Here is a 23,735-nt window from a genome sequence, read left to right as displayed (position 1 = left end):
TCAGAACGCGCTGCGCAGCGCCTGATCGAGCCGCTCGACGCCGATCACTTCGAGCCCCTCGATGGCGCGGCGAGGCTTGTTCGCCTCCGGAACGATCGCGCGCGTGAAGCCGTGCTTCGCAGCTTCCTTGAGCCGCTCCTCACCGTAGGGAACGGGCCGCACTTCACCGGCCAGTCCGATCTCTCCGAAACAGACGAGCTTCGCCGCGAGCGGCTGATCGCGCACGCTCGAAACCGCGGCGAGCAGCGCAGGCAGATCGACCGCCGTTTCTGAAATGCGCACGCCGCCGACGACGTTCACGAAGACATCACGCCCCGCGGTCGACACATTGCCGTGACGATGCAGGACAGCGAGCAGCAACGCGAGACGATTGGAGTCCAGGCCGACTGCGACGCGTCGCGGATTCATGCCCTGCGCTTCGTCCGTGAGCGCCTGCACTTCGATGAGCATGGGCCGACTGCCTTCGCGAGCGACCATGACGGCGCTGCCCGCAACGGGCTGCGAATGTTGCGACAGGAAGATGGCCGAGGGATTCTTCACTTCCTTCAGACCCTGCTCCGTCATCGCGAACACGCCGACTTCGTTCGCTGCGCCGAACCGGTTCTTGACTGCGCGCACGAGGCGATAGCGGCTGCCGGCATCGCTTTCGAAATACAGCACGGTGTCGACCATGTGCTCCAGAATTCGCGGACCGGCGATCACGCCCTCTTTCGTGACGTGACCGATGATGAGCACCGAGACACCGGTCGACTTGGCAAAGCGCACGAGCGCCGCCGCTGTTTCGCGAACCTGCGTGGCCGAGCCCGGCGATGAGTCCACATCCGCAACGTGCATCGTCTGGATGGAGTCGACGATGAGCACGCGTGCGGACGTTTTCTGCGCCTGCTCGAGGATCGTCTCGATCGCCGTTTCGGCCAGCAGTTGCAGCGTGTCGCCGACCACACCCAAGCGCTGCGCGCGCAGACTGACCTGTCGCAGCGATTCCTCGCCCGTGACGTAGAGCGTCGAAGTGACCTGGCTCAGCGCATCGCCCGCCTGCAGCAGCATGGTCGATTTGCCGATGCCCGGATCCCCGCCCAGCAAGGTGACCGAGCCCAGCACCAGTCCACCGCCCAGTACCCGATCGAGCTCCTCCAGGCCGGTCGCGATTCGCGGATCGTCCTTGTTGACCACTTGCGACAGGCGCTGCGGCGCGTCGCTCGATGCGGTCAGGGACTTCCTCTCAGGGTTTCCCTTGTTTCCCTTCGCGATGCTGATGGCCTTGAGTGAATCCCCCGCACCGCACGCGGGACAGAGGCCTTGCCACTGCAGGCTCTCATTCCCGCACTGCTCACATACGTAGATCTGCCGGGTCTTGGCCATGTCGAATGAACTGCGTCGCGAAAGCGGCGGAGCCTACCTCAGCAATCCGGATTTCGGTGAGCCAATTCACACATAGCAGACTTGAAATGCAAACGGCGGGTGTGACGCCGCCAGCAATCTGCGGAAGGCCATTCGTCTATACTGCCTTCAGACATAAGAATGGGGTTTCCGTGGCTTCCAGACTGGCGCGTTTTTCCTGGCTTCCAGGCGGCATTGCAGCAGCCGCGGTGATTGCCATTGGACGGCTGGTCACGCCCTCCCCGTTCGCTCCGCTCGAGCTGGCTGCGTACGATCGTGCACAACGCTCGTCCGATCCGCCTGCCGCGGAAGACATCGTGCTGGTCGACATCGACCAGCAAAGCCTCGCGGAACTGGGCACCTGGCCGTGGCCTCATGGCGTCCATGCCGATCTGCTCCGGGAACTGACTGAAAGCGGCGCGAAGGTCGTTGCTTTCACAATGCCGCTCGGCACGTCGCAGAGCGCCGCCGAGACCGAACGGGTTCGCGCCGCGCTGACCCTGCTCGAAGCATCCGAGCTCGGCAACTCCGAAGAAGCCGTGCAACTGCGTGAGTTGCTGAGAGCGTCGGGGAACTCGGTCGATCCCGATGCACAACTCTCCGCGGCGATCCGGCAGCACGGCAACGTGGTCCTGCCGATCGAGATCAGGACGACGACCGAAACGACGGATACCGCAAATCTTCCCGACCGGCTCTTCGCAACACCGGAACGGGCCGCCCATGCAGTCGCCACTAAGGCCCGCATTACACAGTCCCTCTCCGACACACTCGCGCAGCAGGTGACGGCGGTTGGCCACATCTACATCGCCGCCGACAGTGATGGCGTCCTGCGCGACGATATCGCGGCCGTGCGCGTGGGCGAGCAGTTGCTGCCTTCCATGGCCACCTCCATCGCGGCTCGTGCCATGGACTCCGACGCGCTCTTCACTTCCGACACGACAATGCGTATCGGCAACCGCAGCATCGCTCTCGACGATCAGCTGCGCAGCCATCCGCACTTCGTTCCCAACACGGCGTTCAAACGATATTCGTACCAGCAGGTGCTCGATGGCAGCGTGCCGTCCGCCGAGCTGCGCGACAAGATCGTGATCGTGGGCATCGTGGATTCCGACGATGCGATGGCGACGCCGGTCGGCAAGCTCATGACCGTAAATGCCATCACCGCCAGCACGACGGTGAACCTGATTCAGGGAACGACATTCGCGCGGCCGGGCTCGGCGATTGCTACTGAATGGGCCGTGGCGCTCGGCGTAATTCTGTTCGCTGCGTTCATACTGCCCGCGGCAGGCCCCGCCATGGGCGCGCTCGCCACGGTGCTGGTCGCGGCGATCCTGGCTATCGCGGACTTCGGTGTGCTCGGTTCGACGAATACGTGGGTTCAGTTGCTGACGCCTGCTGTTGCAGCCGTCGCCGGCTACATCCTTTATCTGCTCGGCGATCTGGTGCGGCAAGCAAACGTTCGCGCCACGAGTGCCAAGGACCCTACGGCGAATCTGCGTTCGCTCGGCCAGACATTCCAGCGACAGGGCCAGCTCGATCTCGCATTCGAAACGTATCGCCGCTGCCCCCTCGATGCGCCGACGATGGAGCTGCTCTATTTCCTCGGCATGGACTTCGAGCGCCGGCGTCAGAATCAGAAGGCCGCGGCGGTGTACGGTCACATCGCAACCCGGGACCCGAACTATCGCGACCTTCGTGCGCGACGAGCCCGCGTCGCCGAAGATCGCCCTGCACGCGAACAGCCACAGCAACCCGACAAGACGAAGATCCGCGCCGTGCCGCCGCCGCCTCGCAGCGACCGCCGCATCGAAGACTTCAGCGACGATCCGTTCGGCGAGCAGCAGCCGAAGTCATTGGGTCGCAAGCTCGGCCGCTACGAGCTCGAGCGCGAACTCGGCAAGGGCGCGATGGGTGTGGTGTACCTGGGCCGTGACCCGAACATCAATCGCGTGGTCGCCATCAAGGCGATTCCGCTGGCCGATGAGTTCGAGGAGAACGATCTCGAAGAGGCGCGGGCCCGCTTCTTCCGTGAAGCCGAAATGGCCGGCCGGCTGAATCATCCGAGCATCGTCACCGTCTACGACGCGGGTGAAGATGCCGGACTCGCGTACATCGCCATGGAATATCTGCGCGGTCAGCACCTGAGCCACTACACGGATAGCACAAGACTGCTTCCGCCGAAAACCGTGATGACCCTCGTGGCCCGAACCGCCGAAGCCCTGCACTATGCGCACCGGCAGAACGTGGTTCATCGCGATATCAAACCGGCTAATATAATGTTCAATGCCGAGACCGATGAGCTGAAGATCACCGACTTCGGGATCGCACGACTGACCGATACAAGCCGAACGAAAACCGGAATCGTCCTGGGCACCCCTTCATTCATGTCGCCGGAACAGCTGGAAGGCCGCAGCCTCGATGGCCGTTCCGATCAATTCGCACTCGGCGTCAGCCTGTACCAGCTGTTGACGGGTCAGTTGCCGTTCCGCGCCGAATCGATGCCGCGCCTGATGCAGAAGATCGCGACAGAGCCTCATACCCCGATCCGGCTGGTGCGCCCCGAGCTGCCGGAAGGCCTCGACGCCATCATCGATCGGGTCCTCGCAAAGTCCGCGGACGACCGTTACCCCACCTGTGCCCAGTTCGCTGCCGATCTGCATGCCTGCGCCAAGAGCCTCGAGCCTGAAAAGGCCAAGAGTGAACATGAGTGGTTGCTCCCATGACCGCCGCTAGCATGATCGGGAGACCTTCATGATGCGCGGCAAGATCCGATCCGTCGGGCTGAGCGATGTCGGCCGCGTCCGTGAGCACAATGAGGACACCATCGGGGTCGATGCGGATATCGGCCTGTTCGTCCTCGCGGACGGCATGGGCGGCTACAACGCGGGTGAAGTCGCCAGCGGCATCGCGGTAAAGACCATCGTGGGCCTGGTGAAAGAAGCGATCGAACACCAGGACATGAGCACGGAAGATCCTGAGACCGGCATGCAGCGGCCCAGCATCGTCCTGCGCGACGCCATCGCGCGTGCCAACAAGATCATTTACCAGACCGCCAAGACCCAGCCCCAGTGCGAGGGTATGGGCACGACCGTGGTGGCCTGTCTGTTCTTCAACAACAAGGTCGCCATCGCCCATGTCGGCGACTCCCGGGCCTACCGGATGCGGGCGAACCGGTTCGAGCAGATGACCATGGATCACTCCCTGCTCCAGGAGCTGGTGGACCGGGGGTTCTACTCCCCGGCCGAGGCCCAGAGGGCTACAAACAAGAACTACGTCACAAGAGCGCTGGGGGTCGAACCCACCGTGGACGTCGAATTGCATGAACATGCGGCGGAAAAGGGCGATTTTTACGTCCTTTGCTCGGACGGCTTGTCGGACATGGTCGAGGACGACGACATTCACTTAACTCTCAGCACCTTTAGTGCTAGTCTTGAAACAGTCGCTAAGCAGTTGATTCAGTTATCGAACGATAACGGCGGACGGGACAACGTCTCGATTATTCTTGCGCAAGTTGTCGACTCGTTCGCAGCAAAGAACCGTGTGGTTGACAAAATCCTGCGCTGGTTCGGTTAGTTTGCTGGCGCCGGCTGCGGCAACCACTTTGGGGACGAGGCATACGACATGGCACGGTTGATCCTTAGCCTGGATGGCCAGGTGATGGCCGAATACAACATGAACAAGGAACGTTATACGGTCGGTCGCCTGCCGGATAACGATATCCGGATCGACAATCCTGCCGTCAGCGGCCATCACTCGCTGGTCATCAACATCCTCAACGATTCGTTCCTCGAGGATCTGAACAGCACCAATGGCACTTACGTCAACGGCAAGCTGATCAAGAAGCACGCGCTCCAGCACGGCGATGTCGTGACCGTCGGTCACCATCAGCTGCGTTTCGTCGATACGCAGAGCATGGACTCCGAACCGGATGAGTTCGAGAAGACCATGATCATCACGCCGGGCTCCGCAGTCGCTGCTGCTGCGGCGAAGAAGGCACAGACGATGGTGCCACCTCCTCCCGCCGCGCCGGCACCGCCGAAGGCTGCTCCCGCTGCGACACCGTCGACAGCTGCGACCGCGGCACGTCCTGGCCTGGCATCATCGAGCGCGACTGGCGAACACCCCGTCGCCCTGCCGAAGGCAAAGCTCCAGGTGTTGAGCGGCGCATTCGCGGGACGCGAGCTCGAGCTCAACAAGGCACTGACGACCCTCGGACGCCCCGGCGTCCAGGTCGCGGCGATTACTCGCCGTGCCGACGGCTTCTTCATCGTGCATGTCGACAGCGGCAAGCCGAGCGATTACCCGCAGGTGAACGGAAGCGCGATCGGAGAGCAAGCACGCAAGCTGCAGGACAACGACGTCATCCTGCTCGCGGGCGTGAAGATGGGATTCTTCGAGAGCTGATTTCTTCCGACATCTGCACAAAGGCATGGACTCCCGCCTGCGCGGGAGTGACAGACTCTCTACCTCCAGACCCGCGTCACCCGCTGCGCAATCCCGCAGACGAGCTCGTACGCGATCGTATCCGCGTACGACGCGACCCGATCGGCGGGAACTCCCTCTCCCCACAGCACGACGGAATCACCGATCTTTGCGTCCGGAACATCGGTGACATCGATCGCTGTCATGTCCATCGAGACCCGACCGGCAACCGTGGCGGGATGACTGTTGACCAGCACCGGCGCGCCGCTTCGCACATTGCGCGCGTAGCCGTCGCCGTAGCCAATCGCAGCAATACCGATCAGAGAATCCTTGGGCGCACGCCAGATGGCGTTGTAGCCAACACCTTCCCCACGCGTCACGCGACGCACGGCGATGAGCTGCGTCGTCAGTGTCATTGCGGGACGCAAGCCGAGCTGATCGGCACTCTGGCCTGGAATCGGTGAAATGCCGTAGAGCATGAGCCCCGGCCTGACCCATTCGGTCCGGGCTTCTGGCCATGCGATCAGCCCCGCGGAATTCGCCACGCTGCGATCGAGGCTCATTCCCGCGGTCATCGCGAGAAAGTCGCCGATCTGCTGACGGGTCCCTACTCCGCCCGCTTCTTCGGCGCCGAACAGATGAGTCATCAAACGAATGCGGCCGACCGCGGCGCATGTTTGCAGACGACGACGCACCTCATCGAACTCTGCCGGCGTCACTCCCAGCCGGTTCATGCCGGTATTGAGTTTCAGCCAGACATCGAAGCGATGCGCTGCGCCCGCCTGTTCAAGCTGCTCGACCTGAGCCAGCGAATGCACGACGAGCTCGAAGTTCGCCGCCGCCGCCTGCTGCAGCTCATCGTTGCTGAAAACACCCTCTAGCAGCACGATCGGCCGCGTGATCCCACCAGCGCGCAGCGCCAGCCCTTCTCCGATGCGCGCCACACCGAATGCATCTGCACTGTCGAGCGCATGCGCAACGGGCACGATGCCGTGGCCATAGGCATTCGCCTTGATGACGGCCAGGACTTTCGAAGCGGGAGCGAAACGGCGGACCGCGGCGAGGTTGTGACGCAACGCGCTCGCATCGATCGTCGCGGTGGGGAAGCTCACCGGAATGAACCGTCGCCGTAGGAAGACTCGGGTGCGAAGTTTTCGAACTTGGTGTATTTGCCCAGGAAGGTGAGCGCGATCTCGCCGATCTCGCCGTTACGCTGCTTGGCGATGATGATGTCGGCGATGCCCTTGCGGGTGGTGTTCTTGTCGTACACCTCTTCGCGATAGATCATCATGATCAGGTCGGCGTCCTGCTCGATGGCGCCCGACTCGCGCAGGTCCGACATCACGGGCTTCTTGTCCGTGCGCTGCTCGACGCTTCGATTGAGCTGCGAGAGCGCGATCACCGGCACCGCCAGCTCCTTCGCCAGCGCCTTGAGCGAACGCGAGATCTCGGAGATTTCAGTCGCGCGGTTTTCCGTGTTGCCCGACACCTGCATGAGCTGCAAGTAATCGAGCACGATGAGATCGAGCCCGTGCTCGCGCTTCAGGCGTCGAGCGCGTGCACGAACATCCGTAGGCGTCAGCGCGCCGGTATCGTCGATGTAGATCGGCGCTTCCTTCATCATGCTGATCGCCGTGTTCACGCGGGACCACTCCTCGCCGTCGATGTTGCCGACGCGAAGATGGCTCTGATCGACTCGACCAAGCGACGAGACCATGCGGAACGCCAGCGAGTCTCGCGACATTTCCATGCTGAAGATGCCCACCTTCGCCTTCTTCGGACCGAAGGCGGCGTTCTCGGCAATGTTGAGCGCGAACGTCGTCTTGCCCATCGACGGTCGGCCGGCGATGACGATGAGATCGCCCTTCTGCAGGCCTGCCGTCATTTCGTCGAGCCGCGTGAAGCCGGTGCTGATGCCGGTGAGCTGGCCTTTGTTCTGGGCCAGCATGTCGAGGCGATCGATGACGGCGCCGAGCTCGTTGCGCAGCGGGACGAAGCCCGAACCCGCCTTGTTGCCGCTCTCGGCAATTTCGAAGACGAGCCGCTCCGCTTCGTCGACGATTTCGTTCGCTTCGCGCCCTTCCGGATCGTAGGCGCTGGCGGCGATCGTGCCGCCGACATGAATCAGTTTGCGCAGGACCGAACGCTTGCGGACGATTTCCGCATAGGCCCGGATGTTGGCTGCGCTGGGAGTGTCGCGGACCAGGCCCGCGAGGTAGATGAGGCCGCCGGTCTGTTCCGACAGCGATTTGCGTTCGAGCGCTTCGGAGAGCGTGACGGCGTCGAAGGGCTCGCTGCGGGCCGCCAGGTCGGCGATGCCCTCGAAGATCAGCTGGTGATCGCGACGATAGAAATCGTCGGCCGTCATGCGATCGGCGATCGCATCCCATCCCCGGTTGTCGAGCATGAGACCGCCGAGCACGGCCTGCTCGGCTTCCACCGAATGCGGCGGCACACGGATGTCATCGACCACCGCACGGTCCCGATCGCGGCGCGAACCGCCGAACGGGACTTTTGGCTCGGTGCCCGGCATCTGTGTTGCCGCCGGTAACGCGATTACTCTTCGCCGATGATGATGACCGGCAGGTCGATCGTCAGATCGGTGTGCAGGTGGACCTGCACTACGTGCTCGCCGGCCTGACGGATCGGGCCGTTCGGCAGGCGCACTTCCGCACGCTCGATCTGGTGACCCGCCTTGCGGGCACCTTCAGCGATGTCCGTGGTGCCGATCGAGCCGAAGAGCTTGCCTTCGCCGCCGGCCTTCGCCGTGAGCGTGAGCTTGAAGCCTTCGAGCTTCGCAGCGCGAGCCTGGGCGGCATCGAGCTCGACCTTCGCGGCCTTTTCGATTTCGGCGCGACGCGACTCGAACTTCGCGACGTTCTCTTCAGTGGCGAGCGTCGCCTTGCCCGCGGGCAGCAGGAAGTTGCGGCCGTAACCGGACTTCACCTTGACGCGATCGCCGATGTTGCCGAGGTTCGCAACCTTCTGCAGCAGAATGACTTCCATAGGACACCTATGCCTTGAAACTGACCAATAGCCTTGACGCAATACTCACACAGTCTGGGCGCGGGGTCGCAACCAGTTGTCCGCGAAGCCCCAGATCGCCAAAACCAGCACCGTAACCGACATCGACAGCGGCACGACCAGCAGGACGTAGATCGCCGCCAGCCAGCCTCGATTCAACTTTCCGCCCGCCTTGCTCCGATGGGCCGCGGCCAGTCCCTGGAAGGACAAGGCTGCGAAGGCCACCCAGGCCAGCGAAGCGACCAGACCCGAATCGCTCAGGAATGCGGTCACGAACAGTACCGTTACCGCCAGTCCGAGCACCAATCCCAACCGCAGCTTGCGGTATTCGGCCCCGAACCGGCCGGGGGCGTCGAGCAGCGTCTGCCACCAGCACCCCAGGAACAGCGCCCCAAGCACTGTGGTCATCGACAGGGCCGCAAGCGCGCCCCACATCGTTCGGGCCCAGATGGCGATCATGGCCTCGGTGTCCCCACCGAAGTGCAATCCCGCCGCTTCCATCGAATCCAGCGCCCTGCGCAGCAGTTCGACCCAGATTGCGGTCGGATCCGACAGCGCGAGGTAGACCCCTATGACCGCCAGGGCAACCACCGACGCGGCGATCTGGAAACAGAGATTCAGCGAACCCGTTCGCTTCAGCAGCGCCGCCAGCAGGGCCGGCCCCACGATCAGCACGAGCAGTCCGGCGATCAACCCCGGCACCATCTCGCCCAGCGTCACCACGATCCAGATGGCAGCGGCCGCTGAGGTTGCTGCGACCGGCAACGCCTGGCGCCAGTCGGCACGCAGCATCACCAGCACCGGAATCGCTCCGGCCAGCACCATGAACGGCATCGGCATCTGCAACGACAGCGCGCCGCAGAAGGCGGCGGCGACTGCTGCATGCCAGGGACGCTGGGTCAGCCAGGCTGCGATTGCGTGATGCATGGACACACTGCCCTGAAAAGGGCGCGTGCGCCGGCCCTGCGGCCGACGCACGTTACGAAGAACGGATCAGTGCTGATCGGTGTACGGCAGCAGTGCCAGGTAGCGCGCGCGCTTCACAGCAACGGCGAGCTGACGCTGATAGTGCGACTTCGTCCCGGTGATGCGGCTCGGAACGATCTTGCCGGTTTCCGTGATGTAAGCCTTGAGAATGCCCAGATCCTTGTAATCGATCTGTTCGATGCCTTCAGCCGTGAAGCGGCAGAACTTACGGCGGCGGAAAAAACGTGACATGGCAATAACCTCTTGAACGGATGGATCAGGCGGCCGCGGAAGGCGAATCGTCATCGCCGTCATCGGCGAAGCGCTCGTCGCGGGACTCGTCAGTCGAACGCGCCATCGGCGACGGTTCGGTGACGGCCTTGTCCATCTTGATCACGAGATGACGCAGGACTGCATCGCTGAAGCGGAATGCACCGGTCAGTTCGTTGAGGGTCTTGCCGTCGCACTCGAGGTTCAGCAGAACGTAGTGCGCCTTGTGAACCTTGGCGATCGGGAACGCCAGCTGGCGGCGGCCCCAGTCTTCCAGGCGGTGGATCGTGCCGTTGCCGGCGCTGATCATGCCCTTGTAGCGTTCCAGCATGGCCGGAACCTGTTCGCTCTGGTCAGGGTGGACCAGAAACACAATCTCATAATGTCGCATTGCTGCTCCTTATGGAGATGCTTCCTGGGTGATTAATTCCAGTGAAGCAAGGAGTTAGGAAACCACGTTACCGCCGCCCCCGGATTCCGGGCGCAAAACGGGCGCGAATGGTAGCGGAAGGACCTTGAAGAAGGAAGGGGACCCGAGGAACTCACCCCCTCTGCCGGAGGGCCTCGAAGAGCACGACGCCGGTCGCGACCGACACGTTCAGGCTTTCCACTACCCCCCGCATTGGAATGCTGATCAGGGCGTCGCAGTTCTCTTTCGTCAGACGGCGCAGCCCGGGGCCTTCCGCCCCAAGGACGATGGCCAGCGGGCCTGTCAGGCTCGTCTCGTAGAGAGACTTCGCCGCTTCGTCGTCGGTGCCGACGATCCAGACCTCGCGTTCCTTGAGCCACCGCATCGTGCGCGCCAGGTTGACGACCTGGATCAGCGGCACGGTCTCGGCCGCACCTGACGCCACCTTGCGCACCACGGGCGACAATCCAGCCGCGCGATCGCGCGGAACGATCACCGCAGTGACGCCAACCGCATCCGCGGTACGCAGGCACGCCCCGAGGTTGTGGGGATCCTGAACGCCATCGAGGATGAGGAGCAGTGGCTTCTTCGCCTTATCGAGCAACTCATCGAGTGCGCCCTCACCCAGCACGCCCGACGATTTCATCTGTATGCACACGCCCTGGTGGCGATCACCCGCCGCCATGCGATCGAGCTCCGTACCGTCGCGATGAGCGATCTTCACGCCCGCTGCCTGAGCGAGCTTTACAACCTCGGCAATTCGCCCGTCGTCGCGTCCCTTCTGCAGGATCAGAAGTGACGCGCGCTGCGGATGCTGTTGCAGAAGCGTCCGCACGGCATGCAGCCCGAATACGATCGTCTCATCACTCATCGCCGGCCTCTTCGTCGCTGCCACGGACCGCGGATCACCGGTGGCCCCTGGCGTGCCTCTGCCAGTTCGAAATCGATCTTGCGCTCATCGATGATCACGTTGATCAGCCGCACGCGCAGATGATCGCCGAGCCGGAAGACCCGGCCGCTGCGTGCTCCGACGAGACGGTAGCCGGTGCGATCGCGGGAGAAATAATCAGACCCGAGCGCGCTCACATGCACGAGGCCGTCGATCTGCAATCCCTTCGCCTGCACGAACAAACCAAAGTCGACGACGCCCGTGACGAGCGCATCGAACTCCTCGCCGATCTTGTCCTGCATGTATTCGCACTTGAGCCAGGACATCGCATCCCGCGTGGCTTCGTCGGCGCGACGCTCGGTGAAAGACGTCTGCTGGCCGAGCTCGACCATGCGAGAACCGCTGTATTCGAAGTTCGTCGCCGTTCCTCCGCGCAACACATGGCGGATGCCGCGATGGACCAGCAGGTCCGGATAGCGGCGGATGGGCGACGTGAAATGCGCGTACTCCGCAAGCGCCAGGCCGAAGTGACCGACGTTCTCCGGCTGATACGCAGCCTGCGGCATGGACCGGATCACGACGGTCTGAATGAGATGGGCTTCTTCGTTGCCGACGATCTTCTGCAGCACCGCGTTCATGTCCTGCGGCTCGAGATCCCGGTCCCGCGGCAGTTCGATACCGAAACCGCTCAGGAACTGGCGCAACTGCTCGAGCCGATCCTCATCCGGCTGACCGTGGACGCGATAGAGCGTCGGAATCTTGTGCTTGCGCAGGAAGCGCGCTGCCTCCACATTGGCAGCGATCATGCACTCTTCGATCAGCCGATGCGCATCGTTGCGCGGCTGCTCGACGAACGCTGCAATGCGCCCCTCGGCATCGAACCGCACCTTCAGCTCCGGCGCATCGAAATCGAGCGCGCCGCGACGCAGTCTTGCGCTGTACAGCGCACGAAAAACGTCATGCAGGTGGCGCAGCTGTTCGCCGCACCTCGTGACGTCAGGATCGGCGCTCGCAGCAGGATTCGCGAGATACGCGGCGACCTTCGTGTAGGTCAGTCGCGCCTTCGAATTCATCAGGCCTTCGAAGAATCGCGCGCGCGTTACCTTGCCCTCCTCGTTCACGCGCATTTCACAGCACATGCACAACCGGTCGACGTTCGGATTGAGCGAACACAACCCGTTCGACAGCGCCTCGGGCAGCATCGGCAACACACGATTCGGGAAATACACCGAAGTGCCGCGATGCTGGCCCTCCTGATCGAGCGCGGAACCCGGCGATACATAGCTCGCGACGTCCGCGATCGCGACGATCAATCTCCAGCCGCCGCGGACGGGTTCACACCAGACCGCATCATCGAAGTCCCGCGCGTCCTCGCCGTCGATGGTGACGAGCGGTACGTCGCGCAGATCTTCGCGACCGCGCTTCGCTGCCGCACTCACCGAATTGCCGAACGCTTCGGCTTCGGCGACCGCGTCCGGCGGGAATTCGAAAGGCAGGCCGTGCGAATGGATGGCGATCTCGGTTTCCATTCCAGGCGCTGCATGCTCGCCGAGGACCCGGGCGACGTAACCCAGCGGTTGCGCGGTCTTCGACGGCTGCTCGAGTAGCTTCAGCAGCACTACCTGCCCGGGTTTCGCGCCGCCGAGCCGATCGCGGGGAACCAGCACTCGATGGCCGATCCGGGGATTGTCCGGCACGACGAAGCTGATCCCGGATTCGTCATAGAGACGGCCGACGATCTCGGTCGTTCCGCGCTCCAGCACTTCGACGACCGTGCCTTCGGGGCGGCCGCGGTGATCCGTCCCACTCAACCGAACGGCGACGCGATCGCCATGCATGACTTCCCGCATCTGTCGATGCGAAAGAAGAATCGGCGTCGAGCGATCCTCGGGGTGAACGAATCCGTGGCCATCGCGATGACCGGACACGGTGCCGACGATCAGCGTAAGCCGCTCACGCAGGCAGTACTCGTCGCGCCGGTTGAGAACTATGTCGCCCGCGTGCAGCAGTTCTTTGAGTTGCGCATGCATGCTGCGTCGCTGGGGACTCGTCGTCGCACCGACGCGGAGCGCCAACTGGTCGAACAGCAACGGCTGTCCGGCCTCCTTCAGGGTTTCACTGATGGAGAACTGTTCGTCCGCCTTGGTGCGCTGCTCAGCGACCTTGGCGCGCGGCGTCCGGGCGGGACGGGGCGAAGTCTTTTTCGATTTCGCCGTGGGGGTTTTTCTGGTTTTCTTTTTGCTTTTCATAACAAGTGGTTGAAGTGTAGCTCAGCCATGCCGCCAAGGCCCCGGATGGCGCTGTAACGCGCGAACGCCGGGTTTGTGCGGGATGCACTGAAAAATGGATGGATAGCTGCGTGCCGGTGGCGTCGTATGTCGACGCTTCGGATTGACGCCGCTTGGATTGACACTGCGGGATGCCGCCGGTAGATTTGCGCGCCTTGCGGGGCTGGGCCCCGCATTCCTTCCCCTGCCCAGGTGGCGGAATTGGTAGACGCGCTGGTTTCAGGTACCAGTGGAGCGATCCTTGGAGGTTCGAGTCCTCTCCTGGGCACCAAGTTCCTTATCGACAGCCGGTGACATGCACCCGACGCGGTGCGTGCTCGCGTCGGCTGTCCCGCTTGCGCCGTGCTCCAGTGGGGCGGGCCTGTCAATCCAGCGGATTGCGCAGGACGATCGTCTCGCTGCGATCAGGTCCGGTCGAAATGATCGCGATCGGCGCTCCGACGAGCTCCTCGAGTCGTTTGAGGTAGGCCTGCGCTTCGCGCGGCAACGCGTCGAACGACTTCACCCCGAACGTGCTCTCCTTCCAGCCGGAGTGTTCCTCGTAGATCGGCTCGCAGATCGCCAGCGCCTCGGCGCCAACCGGGAGGATGTCTCGCTTCTCGCCGCGCACCTTGTATCCGACGGCGACACGCACGGTGTCGAGACCATCGAGCACGTCGAGTTTCGTGATGCACAGTCCCGAAACTCCGTTGAGCTCGACCACTCTGCGCAGTCCCGCGGCATCGAACCAGCCGCAACGACGGGGACGTCCCGTGACCGAACCGTATTCGTTGCCCTTCACGCGCAGATGCTCGCCGACTTCGTCGTCGAGCTCCGTGGGGAATGGGCCGCTGCCGACGCGCGTTGCGTAAGCCTTCGCGACGCCCAGGACGTAGTGCAGATGCTGCGGACCGACACCGACACCGGCTGACGCCTGACCCGCAACGCAATTGCTCGACGTGACGAACGGATACGTGCCGTGATCGACGTCCAGCAGCGCAGCCTGCGCGCCTTCGAAGAGCAATCGCTTGCCGGCACGTATCAACGCGTTCACTTCAGCGGAGACGTCGGCGACCATCGGCTTCAGCCGGTCGGCGAACTGCAGCGACTCATCGAGCGTCTGCTGGAAATCGACCGTCTGAGCCTTGAAGTAATTGCGCAGGACGAAGTTGTGATAGTCGAGAACTTCGCCGAGCTTGGCAGCGAAACGTTCGCGCGCGAACAGATCCTGAACCCGGATCGCACGGCGGGCGACCTTGTCTTCGTACGCCGGACCGATACCGCGGCCCGTCGTACCGATCTTCGCCGCGCCCATCGCCGCTTCGCGCGCCTGATCGAGAGCGATGTGATGCGGGAGAATCAGCGGACAGGCTTCCGAGATCCGCAAGCGGCTCGGTGCGTCGATTCCCGCACGCTGCAGCTCCGCCATCTCCTCGAACAGGGCCTTGGGCGACAGCACGACACCGTTGCCGATGAAGCACGTCACGCCGTCATGGAGGATGCCCGACGGAATCAGGCGCAGGATCGTCTTCTTGCCATTGATGACGAGCGTATGGCCCGCGTTGTGGCCGCCCTGGAATCGAACGACGCCGGCGACGCGATCTGTCAGCAGATCGACGATCTTGCCCTTGCCTTCATCACCCCACTGGGCGCCGATGACTACGACATTGTTGCTCATGAGAACACACAGCTAATAAAGAAGACGGGGCCGCGAGACACACGCTCACGGCATGGATTCATTGATGCGGACGTTCGCCGCACGCCGACGATCACGATCGCACGACATACAGGAGCACCAGTCCGCCGATCATGCTGACGAGACCCCAGACCCGCAGCTGCCGGTCGGGAAGATTCGCCATCGTCAGCATGAAGCGTTTCATGGCCTGGGGATTCAGGAACGGCAGGATGCCTTCCAGCACGAGATACAACGCGAAAGCCGCGAGCAGATCTGTCCAGTTCATGGCGCCTTGACGTCAGCCGAAGCAAATCCGCGGACACGCCGCAGCGCCGTACACCGGCAGGCTCAACGCTTGCCGGAGCGATTCAGGTACTTGAAGAACTCGCTGTCCGGTGAGATCACGAGCACGTCGCTTTCCGTTCCGATCGACTCGCGATACGCCTGCATGCTGCGATAGAACGAATAGAAATCCGCGTTGCGCGAATAGGTCCGCGCATAGATCTCCGCCGACTTCGCATCGCCTTCGCCGCGGATGCCTTCGGCTTCGCGATAGGCCTCCGCAAGGATTTCGGTACGCTGGCGATCGGCCTCGGCGCGCAGCTTCTCGGCGTTCTCGTCACCTTCCGCGCGCAGCCGCTTCGCCTGGCGGTCGAAGTCCTGACGCATGCGATTGAACACCGATTCGCTGACCTCATCGGGCAGGTCGATCTTTTTCACGCGCACGTCGACGAGCGTCAAGCCCAGTCCGCGCGCATTCGCCTCGGCCAGCTTGAGAATTTCGCCCGTGAACTCGGCACGCTCCGCTGCGACGACCTGCTGGATGGTCCGGCGCGCAATCACGCCCTTGATGCCATCCTTCACGATCGCGCCCAGTCGCCCTTCGGCGATGCGCTTATCACCGCCCGAGGTCGCCTGGTAGAACGTCGAGACGTCGGAGATCCGCCACTTCATGTAGAAGTCGATGCGCAGGATCTTGCCTTCGCTCGTCAGGAACTGCTCCGGCGGCACGTTACCGGTCAGCACGCGCTTGTCGAACTTCTGCACCTTGTTCACGAACGGCGTCATGAAGTGCAGGCCCGGGCCGTAGTCCGCGCGCACGATCTCGCCGAAGCGGAACTTGATGGCCATCTCCGTTTCACGCACGGTGAACGCGGACATGGCGAACAGCAGCGCAGCCGCTGCGATAGCGATCAACACCAGAAATGCACGGTTCGCCATCAGCGTGATCCTCGCGTACGGCGATCGGTGGTCGTGTTGTCAGTCCCGGATCCCGCGGGACGTTCGATGGTCATCGATGCGTCAGTCGACTCCACCCGCGGCCGCCTCGTCTGCTCGAGCAGCTTGTCGATGGGCAGGTAGACCAGGTTGTTACCGCCACCCGAAGTGTCGAGCACGACCTTCTTGCTGGATGCCAGGACCTGCTCGAGCGTTTCGATGTAGAGACGTTCGCGGGTCACAGCCGGCGCCTGTTCGTATTCGGCGAGAAGCTTGCCGAAGCGCGCCGTTTCACCCTCTGCGTCCGCGATCTTGCGGGAGCGATAGGCTTGGGCGTCCTGAATTTCGCGGGCTGCCGAACCACGCGCACGTGGGATGATGTCGTTCGCGTAGGCCTGCGCGGCCAGCGAGAAACGATCGCGGTCTTCGCGAGCCTTGATGGCATCGGCCTGCGCGGGACCGACTTCGTTCGGCACCTTCACGTCCTGCAGGTTCACCGAGGTGACTTCGAGGCCCGTCTTGTAGGCATCGATCGTGCGCTGGATCAGCTCCTTCGTGCGCACGACGATATCGAGACGGCCCGACTCGAGAACGTAATCGAGCTTGCTGCGGCCGATGATTTCGCGAATCGCGCTCTCGCTGACTTCGCGCAACGTCGTGTCGGGCGACTCGACGTTGAAGGCCCAGTCCAGCGGATTGGCGCGACGGAATTGAACTTCGAGATTGATGTCGACGAGGTTTTCGTCCGACGTCAGCATGCGGGTGGTTTCGCTGAAGCTGTCGATCGTCTGGATATTGACGAGCTGCCGGGTTTCGATCGGCCACGGCATGTGCCAGCGCAGACCCGGTTCAGTGGTTGCGACGTGCTTACCGAACCGCAACACGACGCCGCGTTCGGCGGCATCCACCTGGTAGAGACCGGTGAAAGCCCAGATCGCGACGAGCACGAGCGCGATCGTCCCGATGCCGAATCCCCGTGCGGCACCACCGCCGGTCCCGGCGCCGCCGCGACCGCTGCCTCCGCCGAAAATGCCCGAGAGCCGGCGCTGCAGGTTGCGCACCACTTCATCGAGATCGGGGGGACCCTGATCGGGCCGGTTGCCGCCACCGCCGCCCCAGGGGTTGTTGCGCTTGCCGCCGGAATTTCCGCCGGATTCGTTCCAGGCCATAAGAAGCTCGATACTCTCCGGAAGAAAAAAGTCAGCCAATCCAGCGGGTCGGAACGGGCGATTGTAGGAATGGCCCGCCGGTGGCACAAGGTTGAAGTGGGTCGTTGGGACTAAAAGGGAGGCCTTCCGTCCGGCAAAGGTCTTCGAACGCCAGCCGGGGCATGGAAATCTCCAGATCCGTTTCGCCACCCGGAAGCGTTTTCTCCGCGAGCACCGCGCCGGCGGCAAAGAAACGCGCACGCGCCCGGCCGCGGGCGGGATCGAGCACGATGTGCCGATGCACGATCTCGGGCCCCAGGAAGTCCCCGATGGCGTTGACCAGCAAATCCGTACCCGCTCCGGTCTGGGCAGACAGCCACACGCGGCGGACGTGCCCTTCGGCCGCGGCTTCGACGCGAGGCGCCTCACCCAGGAGGTCCGCCTTGTTATAGACCTCGATCTGCGGCAAAGATCCCGCGCCGACCTCTTCGAGCACGCGATTGACCTGTTCGATCCGTTCGCCGCGCTCGGGATCAGCAGCATCCACGACGTGAAGGAGAAGCGTCGACTCGCGCGCTTCCTGCAAAGTCGAGCGGAACGCGGCCACCAGTTCGTGCGGAAGGTCGCGGACGAATCCGACCGTGTCGGCCAGCAATGCAAACCGTGCATCCGGCAGATTCAGTCGGCGGACAGTCGGATCCAGCGTAGCGAAGAGCTGATCGGCGGCGAACGCTTTTGCGCCGGTCAGATAGTTGAACAGTGTCGACTTGCCGGCGTTGGTGTAGCCCACGAGCGCGACCGTCGGAATCTCTGCGCGCTTGCGTTCACGGCGCGTGGTCTCGCGCTGGGTAAGTACCTTGTCGAGACGCGCGTTCAGCGTCTTGATGCGATTGCCCAGCAGGCGTCGGTCGGTTTCGAGCTGGGTCTCACCGGGACCGCGCAGGCCGATACCGCCCTTCTGACGCTCGAGGTGCGTCCAGCCGCGAACCAGTCGCGTCGACAGGTGCTTGAGCTGTGCCAGTTCGACCTGGAGCTGACCTTCGAACGTACGCGCACGCTGCGCGAAGATGTCGAGGATGAGACCGGTGCGATCGATGACGCGACACTGCAGGAGCGCTTCGAGGTTGCGCTCCTGGCTCGGCGACAAGGCGTGATCGAATACGACGAGATCCGCGCCCAGCGATTTGACCGCCGAGTGGATTTCCTCCGCCTTGCCGCTGCCCACGAAGAGTCGCGGGTCGGGCGCACGCCGGGTGCCGGTGATCACGCCAAGGACTTCGGCGCCGGCAGAAGCTGCCAGCGACGTCAGTTCGTTCAATTCATCCTTGCCGGGAGGCTGGCCGAGACCGATGCGTACCAGCAGAGCGCGTTCGCCGCTGCGTGGACGTTCAAACAACAGACTTCTCCGCGTATTGCGTCGGGCGTCCAGCGTGCATCGTCAGAGCATTCATCGTCCGCGGACTGTCCGCGGAGATTTCATCGCTTGAGGAATTCTCACTCGCTCGGCGTCGTCGCTTCAGTGCCATCCTCATCGCCCGTCGGCACACGAATGCTGCGCGCGGGAACGACTGTGGAAATGGCGTGCTTGTAAACCATCTGGCTTACGCTGTTCTTCAGCAGCACGACGAACTGATCGAACGAGTCGATCTGACCTTGCAGCTTGATGCCGTTCACCAGGTAAATGGAGACCGGGACGCGCTCCTTGCGCAAAGTATTCAGGAACGGGTCCTGCAATGATTGCCCTCTGGCCATCATTATCTCCTTGTTATTACTCTGAAATTCTTTGATGTTGGAACGTTTCCGGCACGCCGCTTCCATGCTTCCGGACGACAGCTCACGAACGCCATCCTCGCGTTCGTTGCAGTGCCGCAGTCTAGCACAGCGAGGTCAGGTTCGAGATCGTGCTTTCGTTTAATACTGAGCCTCAAGCGGACCCTCGGACGTTACTTATCGAATCGATCTCGCGCTCCATTAGGGCGCTCGCGGAAGATTCAAGGGCATCGATCCACTTTACATCCGCATCTGCACGTAACCACACCAATTGTCTGCGTGCGAGATGACGCGTCGCAACGATTGCGTTCGTGATCGCTTGCTGCAACGGCACAGTGCCTTCGAGATGCTCCCACAACTGGCGATACCCCACCGAACGTATCGAGGGCAATCGCGAGTGCAGATCTTCCCGCCGATGTAGATCTCCGACCTCGGCCAGCAACCCCGCTTCCATCATTGCCGCGAATCGTCGGGCAATCGCGTCATACAACCGATCGCGATCGCCCGGCACCCAGGCATAAGAGATGAAGCGCAGTCCTGGTTCCGGTGTGACGGTCGCCGCGTGAAAATCCGTCAGCGTCCGGCCGGTCAGACGGAAAACCTCCAGTGCACGCTGGATCCGTTGACCGTCATTCGGCTGGATTCGTGCTGCTGAGACCGGGTCTATGCGCGCAAGTTCAGCGTGCATCGCCGGCCAGCCGCGTTCGGCCGCCTCGGCATCGATCGCTGAGCGGAGCTCGGGGTTCGCCGTCGGCAGCTCCGCGAGACCCTGCCGCAGAGCACGGAAATACAACATCGTGCCGCCGACCAGCAGCGGAATGCGACCGCTCCCATGGCTCTCCTGGATGGCCTGCCGCGCATCGCGCACGAACTGGCCCGCCGAATAGGCTTCGGCGGGATCGAGGATATCGACCAGCCGATGCGGGAAGCGACGCAGCACATCCGGCGACGGTTTGCCTGTCCCGATGTTCATCCCGCGATACACCATCGCGGAGTCGACGCTCACGATGTCGATCGGCCAGCGGGCGGCGAGATGCAATGCGAGGTCGGTCTTGCCTGCCCCCGTCGGCCCCATGAGCAGGACGACAGGCCCCTGCGGCTTGGCCCGATCGTCCTTCATCGTCCGCGCAGAAACATTCGATCCAGATCGCTCATGCTCACGAAGGTCCAGGTCGGTCGCCCGTGATTGCATTGGTCGCTGCGTACCGTGCGCTCCATCTCTCTCAGCAGCGCATTCATCTCCGGAACGGTGAGATTGCGATGCGCACGCACGGCGCCATGGCACGCGATCGTTCCGAGCACTTCGTTCAATGCTTCTTCCACGCCGCGCGAAGTGCCATTCGCTACCAGGTCCGCACCGATGCGAGCGATCAACGCGTCGATGTCCTTCGCTTTCAGGAATGCAGGCAGCGCACGAACATGAATGCCTGCCGGCCCTGACCGCTCGATGTCCAGACCAGCCTGCCTCAGCATCGGCGCGTGCTCTTCCAGCGCGTCCGCTTCTGCCTGCGAAACGCTGATCGACAACGGCACGAGCAGCGGCTGGCTCCCGACGCCACCGTCGCCAAGCGCAGCCTTCATGCGCTCGTACGTCGTGCGCTCGTGGGCAGCATGCATATCCACAAGGATCAGGCCTTCGGGCGCCTGCGAAAGAATGTAGATGCCATGGAGTTGAGCAATCGCGAAACCCAGCGGCGGCGCCTCGGACGGTAGCGATTGCGCCATCGACGCTTCCGCCGACCCGGAGACGGCGAACGGCACCATCGCTGGCTCGGCGACGCGCAGGCTCAGCGACGACTGGCCGCCGGCGAACGATCGATTCTCATATTGCACCGGCCCGCGGGCCGGCCACACAACGCCGGCATTCGCTGCTGGCATGAATGTGTTGATACTCGCTGGCGCGGGAGCGGGCGTGCTTGCGCCGGCGTACGTGTCGCGCAGCACGCGCTCGACCGTTCGGAACAGGAAATCGTGGACGTGCCGGCCATCGCGAAACCGGACTTCGAGTTTCGCCGGATGTGCATTCACGTCGACCTGCGTGGGATCCATCTCCATGAACAGCACGAAAGCAGGCTGCCGCCCGCTGAACATGACGTCGCGATAGCCGAGCCGGATCGCGCTCGAGATCAAGCGATCGCGCAGCATGCGGCCGTTCAGATAGAAATGCTGGAGATCGGGCTGGGCACGGGCGTATGTCGGCTGGCAAAGCCAGCCCGAGAGTTTGCAGCCCGCGGATTCGTGCTCGACGAACAGCGCGTTCGCCATGAACTCATCGCCGACGATGGCGGCGACGCGGCGTTCGCGCTCGATCTGCGTATTCGCGATCGGATAGTCGGCGACGACCTTCCTGCCGACGGTGAGCGAGAATGCCGTACCGAAGCACGAAAGCGCGAGGCGCTCGATCATCCGGGTGATGTGCTGCGTCTCCGTTCGCTCAGCACGCAGGAATTTGCGGCGCGCCGGCACGTTGAAGAACAGATCGCGCACCTCGATCGTCGTGCCGAACGGATGCGCAGCCGGTGCTGCCTCACTCAGGTTGCCGTTATCCGATGCGATTTCATACGCCTGCGGGCTGCCGGCGGCCCGGGAAACGAGCCGCATGCGTGAAATCGAGGCAATACTGGGCAGCGCCTCGCCGCGAAAGCCGAGCGTTGCCACGCGCTCGAGATCGTCGATCGTCGTGATCTTGCTCGTCGCATGCCGCGACAGCGCCAGCGCCAGCTCGTCGCGCTCGATGCCTTTGCCATCGTCGCGGATCCGGCAGAGCTTCACTCCGCCCTCTTCGATCTCGACTTCCACACGCTTCGAGCCCGCATCGAGACTGTTCTCGATCAGTTCCTTGATGACGGACGCAGGGCGCTCGATGACCTCGCCGGCGGCGATCTGATGAATGAGTTGCTCGGGAAGAACGCGAATCGGCATGGGAGCGACCAGCGGGAATCAGCGGTCGCGCGAGAATACCAGAGAGGGGTCAGCGGGCTGCGGCGTTTCCGGCGGCGCCAGCGGAAGCGATCCGGCTGCCGTCGCGCTGCTGTCGCAGTTGCGCGATGTAGGAACCCGGCGGCGGATTCTCATAGAAGTACGTGCGCACGCCGGCGTGAATCGCTTCAGCCAGTCGCTGCTGGTGGCGTGTGTCCTTGAGACGCGCTTCCTCGTTTACGTTCGAGATGAACGCCGTCTCCACGAGCATCGAGGGAATGTCCGGAGACTTGAGCACAAGGAATCCCGCCTGCTTCACGCCACGTCGCGTCACGTTGCCGATGCGATCGAGCTCGCCCATGACCTTCTCGGCGGCGACAATGCTCGCGCTCATGCTGGCCCCCTGCGACAGGTCCAGGAGCACGGACGCCAGAACGTCGCTCTTGTTGTCGAGTGAAACGCCGCCAACCAGATCGGCCGCGTTCTCGCGTTCCGCCAACCACCTGGCCGCCTCGTCCGACGCTCCGCGAGCGGACAACGTGTAGACGGACGAACCGACGACCGAGCGATCCGTATACGAGTCCGCGTGGATCGACACGAACATATCCGCCTGCTGGTCGCGTGCGCGCTTGATCCGGACCCGATGTGCGAGGAAGTAGTCGCCGTCGCGCGTGAGGATCGCTCGCATGCCCGGCTCTTTGTCGATGACTGCCTTGAGCCGGCGTGCGATGGCCATCGTCACGTCCTTTTCACGCAAGCCGCCGCGCCCCATTGCACCGGGATCGTCGCCACCGTGCCCTGCATCGATCGCAACGATCACGTCACGGCCATTGCCGACCGGCGCACTCTTAACGGGAACAGGTTCAGCGACCGCCGGCTTCGGAGCCGGCGCCGCCATCTGTACGGCTCCGCCAGCGAGATCGAGCACCAGCCGATGACCGAGCTCACCCTGCGGCTCGACCATGAATGAATTCGCCGTCGCCGCCGAAGTCAGATCGACGACCAAACGCAGATCCTGACCCTGCGGGCCTGCACGCAATTGCTTTGCGAAACCCTGACCGGCGGGCATCGCGAGTGTGCCCTTCTCGAACCGGGCCGCAGTGATGTCGACGACGACACGATCGGGATTCTGGAGCGTCGTCAGGGAATAGCGCGCGGGACCGCTGAGATCGAACACGACGCGGGTGCCGTCGGGACCGGCCCACAGGCGAATGTCTTTGACGAGAACGGAAGGCGCCGCGAGCGCCAGAGAGGCAAAGAACACCGCGCAACACGCACCGAGCGCTAGCCGGAAGCGAGCCCAGAAGGACGCATGGCGCATGGCGAGTGTCATGTTGCAGCGTAATGTACCCGCAGGTAGCCAATAATTTCAATAGAA

At 63.1% G+C, this 23,735-nt stretch carries 21 protein-coding genes and 1 tRNA gene; 4 read left to right on the top strand and 18 right to left on the bottom strand.

Annotated features, from left to right (window positions below):
• Window positions 1-1,362, bottom strand: a complete 1,362-nt coding sequence (gene radA, locus HNQ60_RS01635; RefSeq protein ID WP_184329274.1) for a DNA repair protein RadA — start codon at window positions 1,360-1,362, stop codon at window positions 1-3.
• Window positions 1,363-1,532: 170 nt separating this feature from the next.
• On the opposite strand from radA, the gene HNQ60_RS01630 reads away from it, so the two are divergent.
• The 3 genes from HNQ60_RS01630 to HNQ60_RS01620 are packed head-to-tail and all read left to right on the top strand — an operon-like array spanning window position 1,533 to window position 5,784.
• Entirely contained in the window at window positions 1,533-4,103 is a 2,571-nt protein-coding gene (locus tag HNQ60_RS01630; protein WP_184329273.1) for a CHASE2 domain-containing serine/threonine-protein kinase, read from the top strand.
• A 28-nt stretch (window positions 4,104-4,131) separates the two neighbouring features.
• Entirely contained in the window at window positions 4,132-4,953 is an 822-nt protein-coding gene (locus tag HNQ60_RS01625; RefSeq protein WP_221303966.1) for a Stp1/IreP family PP2C-type Ser/Thr phosphatase, read from the top strand.
• 48 nt (window positions 4,954-5,001) lie between these two features.
• Complete coding sequence (locus HNQ60_RS01620; RefSeq protein ID WP_184329272.1) at window positions 5,002-5,784, top strand: FHA domain-containing protein; 783 nt, start codon at window positions 5,002-5,004, stop codon at window positions 5,782-5,784.
• A gap of 59 nt (window positions 5,785-5,843) precedes the next feature.
• On the opposite strand, the gene alr is transcribed toward HNQ60_RS01620, so the two are convergent.
• The 8 genes from alr to rnr all read right to left on the bottom strand — a co-directional run bounded on the left by alr (window position 5,844) and on the right by rnr (window position 13,609).
• The gene (gene alr, locus HNQ60_RS01615; RefSeq protein WP_184329271.1) at window positions 5,844-6,914 is read right to left on the bottom strand and encodes an alanine racemase; all 1,071 of its coding nucleotides are present in this window, start codon (window positions 6,912-6,914) and stop codon (window positions 5,844-5,846) included.
• Window positions 6,911-8,335 carry a replicative DNA helicase gene (dnaB, locus tag HNQ60_RS01610; protein ID WP_184329270.1) on the bottom strand — a complete coding sequence of 475 codons (1,425 nt, stop codon included), beginning with the start codon at window positions 8,333-8,335 and terminating at the stop codon, window positions 6,911-6,913. Before dnaB ends, alr begins: the two co-directional genes overlap by 4 nt.
• Before the next feature lie 23 nt (window positions 8,336-8,358).
• A complete protein-coding gene (rplI, locus tag HNQ60_RS01605; protein ID WP_184329269.1) occupies window positions 8,359-8,808 on the bottom strand; it encodes a 50S ribosomal protein L9 in 450 nt (149 codons plus the stop codon).
• A gap of 45 nt (window positions 8,809-8,853) precedes the next feature.
• Window positions 8,854-9,753 carry a hypothetical protein gene (locus HNQ60_RS01600; protein WP_184329268.1) on the bottom strand — a complete coding sequence of 300 codons (900 nt, stop codon included), beginning with the start codon at window positions 9,751-9,753 and terminating at the stop codon, window positions 8,854-8,856.
• 66 nt (window positions 9,754-9,819) lie between these two features.
• Entirely contained in the window at window positions 9,820-10,044 is a 225-nt protein-coding gene (gene rpsR / locus HNQ60_RS01595; RefSeq protein ID WP_184329267.1) for a 30S ribosomal protein S18, read from the bottom strand.
• A 25-nt stretch (window positions 10,045-10,069) separates the two neighbouring features.
• Complete coding sequence (gene rpsF / locus HNQ60_RS01590; RefSeq protein ID WP_184329266.1) at window positions 10,070-10,453, bottom strand: 30S ribosomal protein S6; 384 nt, start codon at window positions 10,451-10,453, stop codon at window positions 10,070-10,072.
• A 151-nt stretch (window positions 10,454-10,604) separates the two neighbouring features.
• Complete coding sequence (gene rlmB, locus HNQ60_RS01585) at window positions 10,605-11,342, bottom strand: 23S rRNA (guanosine(2251)-2'-O)-methyltransferase RlmB (RefSeq protein WP_184329265.1); 738 nt, start codon at window positions 11,340-11,342, stop codon at window positions 10,605-10,607.
• The gene (rnr, locus tag HNQ60_RS01580) at window positions 11,339-13,609 is read right to left on the bottom strand and encodes a ribonuclease R (RefSeq protein WP_184329264.1); all 2,271 of its coding nucleotides are present in this window, start codon (window positions 13,607-13,609) and stop codon (window positions 11,339-11,341) included. The genes rlmB and rnr overlap by 4 nt, the downstream gene beginning before the upstream one ends.
• Before the next feature lie 225 nt (window positions 13,610-13,834).
• On the opposite strand from rnr, the gene HNQ60_RS01575 reads away from it, so the two are divergent.
• Window positions 13,835-13,919 (top strand) — tRNA-Leu (locus HNQ60_RS01575).
• A 93-nt stretch (window positions 13,920-14,012) separates the two neighbouring features.
• Here the strand turns inward: HNQ60_RS01575 and HNQ60_RS01570 are convergent.
• The 9 genes from HNQ60_RS01570 to HNQ60_RS01530 form a co-directional block, all read right to left on the bottom strand.
• Complete coding sequence (locus tag HNQ60_RS01570; protein WP_184329263.1) at window positions 14,013-15,305, bottom strand: adenylosuccinate synthase; 1,293 nt, start codon at window positions 15,303-15,305, stop codon at window positions 14,013-14,015.
• A 91-nt stretch (window positions 15,306-15,396) separates the two neighbouring features.
• A complete protein-coding gene (locus HNQ60_RS01565; RefSeq protein WP_184329262.1) occupies window positions 15,397-15,588 on the bottom strand; it encodes a DUF2065 domain-containing protein in 192 nt (63 codons plus the stop codon).
• A gap of 62 nt (window positions 15,589-15,650) precedes the next feature.
• Window positions 15,651-16,523: a protease modulator HflC gene (hflC, locus tag HNQ60_RS01560; protein WP_221303965.1), complete on the bottom strand. Its 873-nt coding sequence runs from the start codon at window positions 16,521-16,523 to the stop codon at window positions 15,651-15,653.
• Window positions 16,523-17,689, bottom strand: coding sequence for an FtsH protease activity modulator HflK (gene hflK, locus HNQ60_RS01555; protein WP_184329261.1), 1,167 nt, complete (start codon window positions 17,687-17,689; stop codon window positions 16,523-16,525). The genes hflC and hflK overlap by 1 nt, the downstream gene beginning before the upstream one ends.
• A 31-nt stretch (window positions 17,690-17,720) precedes the next feature.
• Window positions 17,721-19,064 (bottom strand): ribosome rescue GTPase HflX, encoded by a 1,344-nt coding sequence (hflX, locus tag HNQ60_RS01550; RefSeq protein ID WP_184329260.1) that lies wholly within the window; start codon window positions 19,062-19,064, stop codon window positions 17,721-17,723.
• 98 nt (window positions 19,065-19,162) lie between these two features.
• Entirely contained in the window at window positions 19,163-19,420 is a 258-nt protein-coding gene (hfq, locus tag HNQ60_RS01545; protein WP_184329259.1) for an RNA chaperone Hfq, read from the bottom strand.
• A gap of 172 nt (window positions 19,421-19,592) precedes the next feature.
• Window positions 19,593-20,558, bottom strand: coding sequence for a tRNA (adenosine(37)-N6)-dimethylallyltransferase MiaA (gene miaA / locus HNQ60_RS01540; protein ID WP_184329258.1), 966 nt, complete (start codon window positions 20,556-20,558; stop codon window positions 19,593-19,595).
• Entirely contained in the window at window positions 20,555-22,360 is a 1,806-nt protein-coding gene (gene mutL / locus HNQ60_RS01535) for a DNA mismatch repair endonuclease MutL (protein WP_184329257.1), read from the bottom strand. The genes miaA and mutL overlap by 4 nt, the downstream gene beginning before the upstream one ends.
• A 49-nt stretch (window positions 22,361-22,409) precedes the next feature.
• Window positions 22,410-23,690 carry an N-acetylmuramoyl-L-alanine amidase gene (locus HNQ60_RS01530; protein ID WP_221303964.1) on the bottom strand — a complete coding sequence of 427 codons (1,281 nt, stop codon included), beginning with the start codon at window positions 23,688-23,690 and terminating at the stop codon, window positions 22,410-22,412.
• Window positions 23,691-23,735 lie beyond the last annotated feature (45 nt).

The organism is Povalibacter uvarum (assembly GCF_014202975.1).
GTDB classification, from domain to species: Bacteria; Pseudomonadota; Gammaproteobacteria; order Steroidobacterales; family Steroidobacteraceae; genus Steroidobacter; species Steroidobacter uvarum.
Note: the sequence above shows the minus strand (reverse complement) of the source record. Positions and strands in the feature narration are given on the sequence as shown.